The sequence below is a fragment of the Thiomicrospira sp. genome (assembly GCF_036568485.1).
Classification (GTDB): Bacteria; Pseudomonadota; Gammaproteobacteria; order Thiomicrospirales; family Thiomicrospiraceae; genus Thiomicrospira.
Map to the genome: position 1 here is coordinate 1 of NZ_DATCSL010000128.1, position 11,810 is coordinate 11,810.

Annotated in this window: 14 protein-coding genes, 2 tRNA genes and 1 pseudogene; 10 read left to right on the forward strand and 7 right to left on the reverse strand. The window is 44.4% G+C overall.

From position 1 onward, the window contains the following. Nucleotides 1–91: 91 nt before the first annotated feature. Together VIM91_RS11710 and VIM91_RS11715 are read left to right on the forward strand one after the other, a co-directional pair. Complete coding sequence (locus tag VIM91_RS11710) at nt 92–175, forward strand: SHOCT domain-containing protein (RefSeq protein WP_331865003.1); 84 nt, start codon at nt 92–94, stop codon at nt 173–175. A gap of 166 nt (nt 176–341) precedes the next feature. Next, nucleotides 342–599 (forward strand): annotated as a pseudogene (locus tag VIM91_RS11715) (transposase); the annotation flags it as partial. A 591-nt stretch (nt 600–1,190) separates the two neighbouring features. Here VIM91_RS11715 and VIM91_RS11720 read toward each other — a convergent pair. The 4 genes from VIM91_RS11720 to VIM91_RS11735 are packed head-to-tail and all read right to left on the reverse strand — an operon-like array spanning nt 1,191 to nt 4,012. Beyond that, on the reverse strand, nt 1,191–2,147 hold the full coding sequence (locus VIM91_RS11720; protein WP_331864991.1) for an HD domain-containing protein: 957 nt from the start codon (nt 2,145–2,147) through the stop codon (nt 1,191–1,193). Continuing rightward, complete coding sequence (locus tag VIM91_RS11725; RefSeq protein WP_331864992.1) at nt 2,147–2,443, reverse strand: hypothetical protein; 297 nt, start codon at nt 2,441–2,443, stop codon at nt 2,147–2,149. Before VIM91_RS11725 ends, VIM91_RS11720 begins: the two co-directional genes overlap by 1 nt. Next, nucleotides 2,440–3,747, reverse strand: coding sequence for an Arm DNA-binding domain-containing protein (locus VIM91_RS11730; RefSeq protein ID WP_331864993.1), 1,308 nt, complete (start codon nt 3,745–3,747; stop codon nt 2,440–2,442). The genes VIM91_RS11725 and VIM91_RS11730 overlap by 4 nt, the downstream gene beginning before the upstream one ends. Nucleotides 3,748–3,766: 19 nt before the next feature. Continuing rightward, nucleotides 3,767–4,012 carry a hypothetical protein gene (locus VIM91_RS11735; RefSeq protein WP_331864994.1) on the reverse strand — a complete coding sequence of 82 codons (246 nt, stop codon included), beginning with the start codon at nt 4,010–4,012 and terminating at the stop codon, nt 3,767–3,769. 158 nt (nt 4,013–4,170) lie between these two features. Here VIM91_RS11735 and VIM91_RS11740 point away from each other — a divergent pair, with 158 nt between their 5' ends. From VIM91_RS11740 to VIM91_RS11750, 3 genes are all read left to right on the forward strand, one after another. Next, nucleotides 4,171–4,374 carry a helix-turn-helix transcriptional regulator gene (locus VIM91_RS11740; RefSeq protein ID WP_331864995.1) on the forward strand — a complete coding sequence of 68 codons (204 nt, stop codon included), beginning with the start codon at nt 4,171–4,173 and terminating at the stop codon, nt 4,372–4,374. A 179-nt stretch (nt 4,375–4,553) separates the two neighbouring features. Further along, a tRNA-Phe gene (locus tag VIM91_RS11745) sits at nt 4,554–4,629 on the forward strand. Between the two features lie 49 nt (nt 4,630–4,678). Further along, nucleotides 4,679–4,762 (forward strand) — tRNA-Leu (locus VIM91_RS11750). 100 nt (nt 4,763–4,862) lie between these two features. Here the strand turns inward: VIM91_RS11750 and VIM91_RS11755 are convergent. Beyond that, nucleotides 4,863–5,699 (reverse strand): hypothetical protein, encoded by an 837-nt coding sequence (locus tag VIM91_RS11755; RefSeq protein ID WP_331864996.1) that lies wholly within the window; start codon nt 5,697–5,699, stop codon nt 4,863–4,865. 201 nt (nt 5,700–5,900) lie between these two features. Between VIM91_RS11755 and luxS the strand changes: the two genes are divergently transcribed. The 4 genes from luxS (at nt 5,901) to fliS (ending at nt 8,836) form a co-directional block, all read left to right on the forward strand. Beyond that, nucleotides 5,901–6,422 (forward strand): S-ribosylhomocysteine lyase, encoded by a 522-nt coding sequence (gene luxS, locus VIM91_RS11760; protein WP_331864997.1) that lies wholly within the window; start codon nt 5,901–5,903, stop codon nt 6,420–6,422. Then, the gene (mtnN, locus tag VIM91_RS11765) at nt 6,419–7,111 is read left to right on the forward strand and encodes a 5'-methylthioadenosine/S-adenosylhomocysteine nucleosidase (RefSeq protein WP_331864998.1); all 693 of its coding nucleotides are present in this window, start codon (nt 6,419–6,421) and stop codon (nt 7,109–7,111) included. The genes luxS and mtnN overlap by 4 nt, the downstream gene beginning before the upstream one ends. Before the next feature lie 9 nt (nt 7,112–7,120). Then, a complete protein-coding gene (gene purT, locus VIM91_RS11770) occupies nt 7,121–8,302 on the forward strand; it encodes a formate-dependent phosphoribosylglycinamide formyltransferase (protein WP_331864999.1) in 1,182 nt (393 codons plus the stop codon). A gap of 99 nt (nt 8,303–8,401) precedes the next feature. Continuing rightward, nucleotides 8,402–8,836, forward strand: a complete 435-nt coding sequence (gene fliS / locus VIM91_RS11775) for a flagellar export chaperone FliS (RefSeq protein ID WP_029933504.1) — start codon at nt 8,402–8,404, stop codon at nt 8,834–8,836. 66 nt (nt 8,837–8,902) lie between these two features. Here fliS and VIM91_RS11780 read toward each other — a convergent pair whose 3' ends face one another. Together VIM91_RS11780 and VIM91_RS11785 are read right to left on the reverse strand one after the other, a co-directional pair. Then, the gene (locus VIM91_RS11780; RefSeq protein WP_331865000.1) at nt 8,903–10,264 is read right to left on the reverse strand and encodes a heavy metal sensor histidine kinase; all 1,362 of its coding nucleotides are present in this window, start codon (nt 10,262–10,264) and stop codon (nt 8,903–8,905) included. Next, nucleotides 10,261–10,938 carry a heavy metal response regulator transcription factor gene (locus tag VIM91_RS11785; protein WP_331865001.1) on the reverse strand — a complete coding sequence of 226 codons (678 nt, stop codon included), beginning with the start codon at nt 10,936–10,938 and terminating at the stop codon, nt 10,261–10,263. Before VIM91_RS11785 ends, VIM91_RS11780 begins: the two co-directional genes overlap by 4 nt. A 244-nt stretch (nt 10,939–11,182) precedes the next feature. Between VIM91_RS11785 and VIM91_RS11790 the strand changes: the two genes are divergently transcribed. Then, the gene (locus VIM91_RS11790) at nt 11,183–11,689 is read left to right on the forward strand and encodes a DUF411 domain-containing protein (RefSeq protein ID WP_331865002.1); all 507 of its coding nucleotides are present in this window, start codon (nt 11,183–11,185) and stop codon (nt 11,687–11,689) included. Nucleotides 11,690–11,810: the final 121 nt, after the last annotated feature.

Consider the following 11,810-nt stretch of genomic DNA (forward strand, 5'->3'; position numbering starts at 1 on the left):
CGGTATGTGGATTTTTTGGTTGATATTATTCGTTATTATTGTTTTATTAATCAAAGTTATGGGCGTTCCATCAAAAAACTCAGAGAGCGCAATGGAATTGCTAAAAAAACGTTATGCGAATGGTGAGATTAATAAAGAAGAGTTTGAAGAAATTAAAAAAACCTTGCAGTCTTAATTCTAGCTATCCAGTTAAACCTGGATAAGTCGCTAAATGTAGAGCTGGCCATTTCTAATCTTTTGAGAGAAACCAGCAGGCATGGTTAAGACATTGTAATCCCCCCGTCTAATAAACGAGGTTAAAAGTAGAATTTTCTCGTAAAATAAAACGCAGGAAATTCTGCATGAAAACATCAAAATTTACAGACAGCCAAATCATGGCGATTTTGAAGCAAAACGAAGCCGGTATAAAAGTTCCCGACCTGTGTCGAGAACACGGTATCAACAGCGCCACGTTTTACAAGTGGCGCGCCAAATATGGTGACATGGATGCGGCCATGATTAAACGTTTAAAAGAGCTGGAAGATGAAAACCGTCGGCTTAAAAAGATGTATGCCGAAGAATGCCTAAAATCTCAGGTTCGTCAGGAAGCACTTGGTAAGGCCTGAGATTTGTAGACACTTTTTATGGTAAAAATGCACAATCACCACTTGAATTCGGTAGTGTTTAGAAATCTGTGTCATTTCGTTAAAATTTCTCAAAAAGGAATGACACAGATTTCTAAACACTACCTTACGAATTTGACAAACCTTCTAATAGACGAAACTTTTATTAAAGGTCTATCAGTAGTAGAGCAGCATAATCAACAACATATGCTGATTATCTGAATGTTGATTCTCTAATTAGCCAAGGTATGTTTAATCAGCTCAAAAACTAATGCCTAGCTTTGAGTGACTGGTGTTTTGCAAGGTAGTTTGTTCCCCCATCTACCTTGCTTTTTATTTTGGTTTAAAGATATACGAGTAAAATGAATTTAAAAGATGCATCCAAAAAAAACTTCACTCCATTTTGGATTCAGATGAGCCTTGCTTGTATTTCCCACTCAACACATCATTACCGCTAAACGCAATAATCGCCATGATGATTAAAGCGATCACCGCAAGGACAACTTTCATATCAATATCCATGGATTTTTCCTCCTGTAGTTTTTTGTATGATACCACCCCAGCTTTTCCATGCCGAGGTGGGCTATTTCAATTCAACCGACTGAGATGAACCGAACGGTTCGCGGTTTGGACTTGGGTGAAGTGAAAATAGTCGGGTAACACGGCAAAGGCTTCCTCTCGCATTTGCACGCCGGTACTCACTCGGTCTGCGGCTTTGATTAGGTTTGCGCCAATAAACTTGGGATAACCGTCGGTGAGCTTCCATGTCAGCATGTATTCAAGCGCAATAGCGGCTTGCTCATAGCTTTTCTTGAGCTGTTTGAGCTCATCCGCCATCACACTCAAGGTGTAATGCTCGTGGTTGACGTTAAAACCCTCCATGGTCAGTTCACCTTTGGGGTTTAAGGTTTGGGTTTTGCCGATGTCGTGCAGCAGTGCCGCGACTTGGGTGAGGTCTTTTTCTCGTTTTGAGAAGTGTTTGACCTGATCCATGGCGGCTTTAACCATCTTCATGCATTCAAGTGAGTGCTCGAGTAACCCACCTGGATAGGCATGATGATGGTTTTTACTGGCGGGGTTTGCTAAGAAGCGTTGTGCAAGTTGCGGCTGTGATAACAATGACCACATTAGACTTTGTAGGGCTTTACTGTCGAGTTGTTGGATAAACTGCAACAGTTCGATCACCTGTTGGCGTTGATAAGCACACTGCATGAGGTAAGTGGCATAGTCTAGGCTATAGGGTAAGACGATAATTTGCCAGTGATGAACGCTATCTTGTTCATCCACCTCAAGTTCAATAAACAACCATTGATCAGCGGGAATATCGATCTGACGATAGGCTTGCAGCAGTGCTTGATAGTCTTCATCGGATAACTCAAAAGACAGGCCAGCTTGATTGAGCGTATCCACCATGACACGCTGACCATAATCAAAGCTGCCCACTTGTTGGTGTAACCCGCTCATATAGCCAAAAACGTGCTGTGTGGTGATAGGCTGTTCAAAGCTCATGATGTAATCATCCTTTGGGTTTAATAGCGTGCTCATTAGGCCACCTCCTGCCAGTGTAGTAGTTCACGTTTAAGACGCGTCACCAAAAAGTTGAGTAGATCATTGGGATCAATCCACTCAGCCTGTTTAAGCTGATCACTGATCCAGTTGATCAAGACTTGTTGATTATTCTGGGCGGTTGGATAGCCCAGAATAAAGGCCAGTTCGGCTTTTGGGCTGAACTGGAACAGATAGATCAAACTGCTGACCAGTTTATTCAGTACCCGTGGATCAGATAGGTCGATGATGTTTTTGTCATTAGGTTCAAAGACAATGTGTGTATGCAGGCTCATAGTGCACCTCCAGATTGGTTTTGATAAGCAGGTTGATTGAGGAGTTGATCCCAATAGGACAGTTCCTCGGCTTCGTCTTGCGACATGTCAGGTTGCGTATTTTTGACGTGTGTCGCTGTTTGAGCAGGCCGCTCGGTCATTTGCATTTGAATACTACTGGTCAATAACCGATCCATCGCGGAGCCGTCTTGATGGGTCAAGTTAGGCACATAACGCGCATAGACGGTAAACAACATATTGGTAGTGCTATGCCCCATTTGACGTGCAATCCAGTTGGGGTTTTCACCCGCTGCCAACCAGAGTGTGGCCGCGGTGTGTCGGGTTTGATAGGGCTTGCGGTATTTGATGCCGAGCCGTCGTAATAACGGTGACCATACTCGGCGTAAAAAGTTAGGGGTATGCACCGGATTGCCACTTCGCAGTGAGAACACGAGGTCTTTTGCACGCGGCTTGCAGGTTGTGTAACGGGTTTCTAATGCATTGAGTACCAAGGTCGACATATCCACTTCACGTTGTGAACCATCGTTTTTAGTGTATTCAAAGCGCCCACCTGAATAGGTTTCTCGTACGAGGATTTGGCGGTTTTTGAAGTCAACATGCTCCCAACGCAAGCCATCGATCTCACCGGTACGCAGACCGGTGAAAAAACGCACCAAGACATAATCTCGCCAATCTTCACGGATGTTGGCCAGTATTCTATTAACCTCTTCCAGAGAGAAGGGTTCTATGTGTACCTTTTCTTCTTTAAGCGGCTTGATATTTAAGTGCGGTGGCGTAAAATTAAAACGGTCGGCGGCTTCGTTCAGAATCATGTTTAAGCACTTAATGAACTTATTAATGGTTTTTGCCTTCAACTTTCCGTGTCCTAACTTGGCGGTTGTAGCACGGAATTGCAAAATATCTGACTTTGTTATGTCGCCGACTTCCTTTTCCCCAAACGCCGGTACCAGCCGGTTATCGATATAAGCACGATACCCTTTTGCCGTGGCGGTACGCCAAGTCGGTAAAAACTCTTGATACCAGGTTTCTGCAAAATCTTTGAAGAGCGGGGTTTTGGTATAGCCCGGTCTAAGCTGCGCTTTGGCTTTTTCGATTTTAGGTAGCATTTTGCTGTTTGGAAAATACTTGCCATATTCAAATTGACCAAGTGCGATTTCCAGCTCAATTCGCTCGAGGACTTTTTGTAGCTTTTTGCGATTTGCAGCAGTATCGGGAAGCGCCGTATATTCCTTACAACGCTTTTTTAAGTAAGCAAAATCAAAATAAAGCTTACTCGTTTCTTTTTTTACTCTGACTTGTCCCATTTTCCTATCCTCCTTATCTTTAGTGAGTTAGACAAACGCCACCGTTTGACATTGGAATTCCAACGGAAAAATCACAATTATTTGACGCTTGATGCATATCCTCTTCAATATGCTCCCAAATAAATAAAATCTTACGCTGCCCAAAAGGTCGAATGTAATGGCGCCCCTCTAAAAGAACACTGTCTTTAAGATCATTGCGAATGGTCCTTGCGTTATATTTAATACGCATAGCCAATTCTTCTGTAGTGAGGTAAGTTAAATTCATGTTAAACTCCTTCCATCTAATTAAGATTGATAAAGTCGATATTTGCTCTACAAAATCGATTTAGAATAGATTTTACACAAATTAAATGTATTTGCAATGCTTTTTATGGATTTTAAATGGATTTTTTGTAAGTTACATCAATTTTAGGAGGTTGGGCTATGATTGAATCCAATTTATCTACCTTGATGGGGGCAAGACGATTAAAAGTTATTGATGTCGCGAGGGAGTTAGACCTTAATCGCAACACCATTGACCTGCTATATAAAGATGAGGCTAAGAGAGTTGATTTAGATGCCTTAGATAAACTATGTCAGTTTTTTGAATGTACACCAAACGACATTCTCAAGTTCACAAACAAGTAAAAACGTCAGTTAAAGCTAGATAGAATAAGAGTTGAGTCTTGTGCTCTTTTTTAGAAAAAATACACAAATGCCGTCCCTGATTCGTCCCTATTTTGTCCCTAGGTCGATTTCTAGAGTATTTTTGAAATAGTATTTGACAGTCGACAAGCCCCTATCTATAATACGCCGACTTAAAGAATGGCTGCATAGCTCAGTTGGTAGAGCAACGGATTGAAAATCCGTGTGTCCCTGGTTCGATTCCAGGTGCAGCCACCATATATAGTGAAAATCTTATTTGTCTAGTAAGATTTTTACATGCCGTATTGCGAGCGTGGTGAAATTGGTAGACACGCCAGATTTAGGTTCTGGTGCCTTTGGTGTGAGAGTTCGAGTCTCTCCGCTCGCACCATCTAAAAAGCCCTGATTAGCGTCCCCCCACGCTTTTCGGGGCTTTTTCTTTTTGGGCATTTGAAACCCAACTCAACCATTAAATTGTCTGGCACACCTACTTACCAGAGTGCCTGCTTTAGCTGTTCTAAGACTTCAGGCTTGCCGCTAAAATAACCCACCGCATACACAACCTGATATTCGCCACTTTGTTCAAACTCACGTTGACCATAATCTACAAACTCAATATCCAACGCAGTGGCAACATCTTCGATGGCAAAAATTAAGTTGGTTTTAAGCGCTTGCTTTGTTTTACCAAACGCATAAATTGGCAAAGCAACTTGATTTTCAGGATGGTTAAGATCGAGCTTTAGACTTTGGTATTTGGCTTTTAAACCTTCAAAGCTTTCATCAATAGGCGAGTGAATGTTTTCATCTGGATTGAATGCTGATTCCATTTCAGGTTGGTATATCTCAAGGGGTGTGCTGCCGGATACGCCACCACCTTTGCCGCTTGCACCCACTCGGGTGTCGTAATATTCGATGCTAATATATTTGGGTGGCCTACGCATACTGGCTAAAAACGCCGCGTCCATCAGGTCTTGCAGGGTTTCTTCGCTGAGCTCATAACTGGCCGGAATCAACTGCATGGCAATGCGGATGAGTTCATAAGCGCCATCTTGTCGAACCGCGCCGAGTTCTTCTCGTATTTCTTGACGCTCCATTTCTCGACCGGTGCGCAGATCATAAAACTTGACGCCTAAGTATTTGGGCGGCACACGCATGTTAGCAGTCACCGCGCCATCAAATAACGCGGCGGCATCGTCGGGATTCTGCAAAAACATTTGGATAATGTCGAGCGCATGGCGCGGTGGTTCGTTGCTGGCCTGCACCAGGCCTGGTAGCCAGACACTAACGCCTAAAATCATGCGAGTTAAAGTGGTTGCGAAGCGCGTCATGATCAATTCCTTATCACCAGGCCTGGTGGTTAATTCCATAAGTTTTATAGTGTCATTATAACGGCCAAAGTGCGTTTAATGCTTTGATAAATAGACTTTAATTGCATTAACGTTGATTGGGCTTTGTTGAACGCTGGCCGGCGCTTTTTGTTAGAATATTTAGCTCATAATAAATTTTATTTTAGAACCTAGGAGTTGGCCATGCCTTTATTAGACAGTTTCCGCGTAGATCACACCATTATGCCCGCGCCAGCGGTGCGCGTGGCGAAAACCATGACCACCCCAAAAGGCGATACCATCACGGTATTTGACTTGCGTTTTTGCCGTCCTAATAAAGAAATTATGGGCGAACGTGGCATTCATACGCTAGAACATTTATTTGCTGGCTTAATCCGCGAGCACTTAAATGGCGACGGCGTTGAAATTATTGATGTATCACCTATGGGTTGTCGCACCGGTTTTTACATGAGTTTAATTGGCACGCCTGACGAAAAACGCGTTGGCGAAGCTTGGAAAAAAGCCATGCAAGATGTGCTAAAAGTTGAAAAAGAGGAAGATATTCCTGAGCTAAACGTTTATCAATGTGGCACTTGCACTATGCACTCATTAGATGAAGCCAAAAAAATCGCACAAGGTATTCTTGATAAAGACATCGGTGTCATGCGTAACGACGACTTGTTATTAAGTGCGGATAAACTAAGAGAGCTAGGTAACGAGGTATGATCGGCATTATTGGCGCAATGGAAGAAGAAGTTATTCTTCTGCGCGAACAAATCCAAAACCTTAAAACCCAAACCCTCGCCGGCTTTGAGTTTTACAACGGCCAATTATCTGGACGCGATGTAGTGGTGTTACGCTCGGGCATCGGCAAAGTTAATGCCGCCATGAGCACCACGTTGTTGATCGACCATTTTGCGCCTAAAGCCATCATCAACACCGGTTCGGCAGGTGGTTTTCATACTGATTTAGAGGTCGGTGATATTGTCATCAGCCGCTCAGTTTGCCATCACGATGTCGATGTCACACCCTTTGGTTATGCGCATGGCCAAGTGCCGGGCTTACCGGCTTGTTTTGTACCCGATTCTGAGTTGATTAACAAAGCCAAAGCCAGTATTGAAGCGCTGGGAGAAGTCAGTCATATGCACGGTTTGATCGCCAGTGGTGACCGTTTTATGCATTTGGTTGAAGACGTTGAATCTACACGTGGCAAATTTCCCGAAATGATTGCCTGCGAAATGGAAGCCGCGGCCGTGGCTCAGGTTTGCCATCAATTTAAAGTGCCGTTTGTTGTCATACGCGCTTTATCCGATATTGCCGGCAAGGAAAATGTCATTGCATTTGATGCGTTTTTGGCTAAAGCCGCCGATCATTCCACCCGTGTCATTTTAGAAATGATGAAACAGTTTGATTAAGGAATAAATATGAGCCGAATTGGTACACCGTTTTCTGCGACTGCCACTCGCGTCATGCTCTGCGGAGCTGGCGAGTTAGGCAAAGAGGTCGTGATTGAGTTACAACGTTTAGGAGTTGAAGTGATTGCGGTGGATCGTTATGACAATGCACCGGCGATGCAAGTCGCGGATCGAAGTCATGTCATCAATATGCTGGATGGTCAAGCATTGCGCGCGTTGGTTGAACAAGAAAAACCCCACTATATCGTGCCTGAAATCGAAGCCATTGCGACGGATACCTTGGCCGAACTCGAAACCGAAGGGTTTCATGTTGTACCCAGTGCACGGGCGACTCAATTGACCATGAACCGCGAAGGTATTCGCCGTTTAGCGGCCGAAACCTTAAGCCTAACCACCTCACCTTATGAATTTGCCCAGACCGAAGAAGAGTTTGTTCAAGCCATTGCCAAAATCGGCTTACCTTGTGTGGTCAAACCAATTATGAGTTCATCGGGCAAAGGTCAAAGTGTGATTAAAACTCAAGATCAAATCCACCAGGCCTGGTTGTATGCACAAGAAGGTGGCCGTGCTGGTAAAGGTAAGGTTATTGTCGAAGGCTTTGTGGATTTCGATTATGAAATTACGCTGCTGACGATTCAGCATAAAAATGGCACCGCATTCTGCGCCCCAATTGGCCACATCCAAATTGATGGCGATTATCGCCAGTCTTGGCAACCGCATGCCATGTCTGAAAAGGCGTTAGCCAAAGCACAACAAATGGCCGAAAAAGTCACCACTGAGTTAGGCGGCTGGGGTTTATTTGGCGTCGAATTGTTTGTTAAAGGCGATGAAGTTATTTTTAGTGAAGTCTCACCACGCCCGCATGACACGGGTTTGGTGACCTTAATCTCGCAAGATTTGTCCGAGTTTGCTTTGCATGTGCGGGCGATTTTAGGTTTGCCGATTCCTAATATTAGTCAACATGGGCCATCGGCGTCTTGCGTGATTTTGCCGGAAGGCCAATCTAGCCAAACCGCCTTCGGCAACCTAGACCAATCTTTAGCGGAACCCGATACCCAGTTGCGCTTATTTGGCAAACCTGAAATCAATGGGCGTCGCCGCATGGGCGTGGCGTTAGCGCGTGCGGAAACACTTGAGAAAGCGATTGAAAAAGCGACCCGCGCGGCGAATGCGGTGCAAGTCGTATTTTAATCCGCCACCAGGCCTGGTGCTTGGCATAGTTAATGCTTCAACCTGTGTGTTTTTTATAAAAAATACAACCCCTTAGGGGGTAACACACAGGGGAATAATATGATTAACTCAAGCGTATATACAGAATCGACCGATCAGGCGATGCTGCAAGAATACACGCGCGATCCGGAAGTAGAACAGGTTTTAGCGGACAATCCGCGTAAAACCGTGTTACTTTTGCTTCAAGGTGCGGTAGATAAAGGCACTTTAGCTAAAGTTTGTCACGATGCCAATTCATTAGTGGAAAAAGGGTTTCACCTGGGTCGTATGACCACCATTATTGATGCGTTACGTGATCGTTTGTATCTAAGTCAGGAAACGCCATTGGCCTTCGACTTAGAAGCTTTGTATCGCTATGCCGACCAGTGCGTGCAAGACGCGGTGTACGAAGCGGACACAACGCAACTAGACAGCGCCGTAGAAGTGATGACGGAGTTGCGCGATGCTTGGTACGAAATGCTAAAAACCACAGGTGAGATGGAAGCCGGTCAATAATAGACTGACTTAACTCACCTGAACCCAAAAAGCGGCAAGATTTTGCCGCTTTTTGGGTTTTTTTATTTATGATCTTGGGCTGAGTGGTAGCGAAATTCTGAAACAGGTTTTATGCGTTTCATTCGCCAACTCAATCTGACCACCATGCGCTTCGACAATCGAACGCGTAATCGCCAGACCCAACCCGACTCCACCATCATGTGAGCGCTCCGGTTCTACACGGTAAAATCGATCAAATAAATGCGAACGATGCTCCAATGGTATTTCTACACCTTGATTGGTGACTTCAATAATCGCATGATGATCAACTTGACTTAACGCCACATCAATTTCCGATCCCGGGTCCGCATAACGTACCGCATTGGATATTAAATTCGCTAGCGCCCGACCTAACATCACCGAGTCGCCTAGCACCACCGCATCACCTTCAAGCTTAATTTGAATATTTTGCTCACTCGCCAACAGCTGGTAATAATCAATCACACGCTGAGCTTCTGTTGCTAAATGCACTCGTTCATGCGCTGGAATTAAGGTTCCCTTGTCGGCCTTGGCTAAAAATAACATATCGCTGATCATACGAGCTAAACACTCAAACTCTTCAATATTCGAAGCTAAGATTTCTTGGTACTCTTCAATACTACGCGCTTTACTTAAAGCCACTTGTGACTGGGTTAACAAGGTATTAACCGGTGTGCGCAGCTCGTGTGCGATATCAGCGGAAAACTGCGAAAGGCGTTGAAACGAGGCTTCCAGTCGATCCAACATGGCGTTGAATACACCGGCCAACTCGCGTAGCTCGGACGGCAAATCTTGCAACACGATTCGTTCGCCAAGATGTTCGCTGGATACTTTAGACGCCAACTCCGACATGCGCTTGAGCGGTTTTAAAGCGCGTTTCATGACCAGCCAACCCAAACCGGTCATCAGCAACACAGCTAGCACCAAGCTCACCCATAAAATCTGCAAAAAATATTGCATAAAATGGTCATGGTGATCGATGTTTAACAAAGCCAATACACGCCAGTCAGATGTAGTTTGTTGCGTGTCCAAAAAGCCTCGATAATGATTCTCACCCAAATGTATGCTAATTAATTTATTTGCTTCTAATTGATCCCAGCGAATATCGTACAAGGCCACATTGGACGCATAATAAGGTTGGTCATCTTTATCAAACATAATAAACTGCCAACCCAGTTGACGAGGCAACAGGTAATCGAGCTCACCCGTTAAAGCGACCGGGCCAGAGTTGGCTTCTGTGCGCTGAAGTTGATATTGAATTTGTTGATGTTTGAGTTGAAGTTCACTCAGATCCATTTCTTGAAAATGGTGATCCACCGCTTGTGTTAACACGGCTCCCAAGCTGATCAACACGGCCAGGGTAATAATTGAGAAAAACCACACTAAACGGCTAGTCAGTGACATTTTCATTCTGTTGGATCCTCTAATAAATAACCCATACCACGTACAGTATGGATTAATTTAGGCTCGTAGCCTTCATCGACCTTGGCACGCAAACGCCGAATCGCGACTTCAACGACATTGGTGTCACTATCAAAATTCATATCCCATACTTGCGCGGCAATTAAAGTGCGTGGCAAAACTTCGCCTTGACGACGTAATAATAGTTCCAGTAAAGCAAACTCTTTAGGCGTTAAATCTAAACGTTGACCTTGGCGTGTAACTTTATGAGCTAATAAGTCCATTTGTAAATCCGCCAAGCTGAGTTGATCTTGTACCGCGCTATTACCACGTCTCGCCAGTACTCTCACGCGCGCTAGTAATTCAGCAAACGCAAACGGCTTAACTAAGTAATCATCCGCCCCCAACTCCAGACCCTTAACTCGATCCTGTACCTGGTCTCGGGCGGTTAAAAACAAAACCGGCCAGTTGCGATCTTGTTTACGCATAGCCTGTAGCAACTGCCAGCCATCTAAACCCGGTAGCATAACGTCCAGAATCGCTAGATCGAAATCCTCTTCTAACGCTAAATGCAAACCATCTAAGCCATCTCGAGCCAAGCTTACATTAAACCCGGCTTCGCTTAAGCCTTGCTTCAGATAATCGGCGGTTTTTGCTTCGTCTTCAACCAATAAAATCTTCATATCACTTGCTTTATTTGCGTGTTTTCGTTTGTGGCCGAAGGCTTTTGATATAAAAGCCAAAACCATAACAAAGAGCGGATGTTGTATTCAGTATAAAACTTATTATAGTCCGCCAGCTTATTTATTGCAGATTACAAATATGTAATGCACCGGTCAGCAAAGTGTCAGCACTTATATTAAATAATAATCTCTAAAAATTTGTTCTGTTTATGAACGGCTCGTTTTACCCCTAAGAGAATCGGCTATGAAATCTAAAATTACGCTCAAAATTGCGGGACTACTTGGCTTCGCCTTTTTTATTTTAATCGGGTTTTATTACCTAAATAGCTCCGACCAACAGCCCGACTCTGACTGGCCATTAGTCACGGTATATAAAAATGCTGGCTGTGGCTGTTGCAACGACTGGATAACGCACCTCCAGCAAAACGGATTCAATGTCAAAGCCCATAATGTTGACAATATGTCACGCTATAAGGATCAAGCCAAACTGGGGCCGGGCATGGGTTCCTGTCACACAGCATTTGTGGATGGCTATGCGATTGAGGGCCATGTTCCGGCACAAGATATCAAACGCTTATTAACGCAAAAGCCGGATGTTTCTGGCTTAACAGTACCCGCCATGCCAATTGGTTCGCCCGGCATGGAAGTTCCCGGTCAGCCTGCCGAGGCCTACCAGGTCATCAGCTATAAAGATGGCGAGAAAGTAGCGGTATTCAGCCATTATCCGGCTGAACTACCTAACACCCCATAAAGGGCATAAATGACAAATTTGTAATCGGGCGGTCAGTAAATCGACAGCTCTTATGTTTTATGCTGGTTTTGAAATTAAACAGAAGAGGTTTAACGATGGATACACAAATTTCACGACGCCA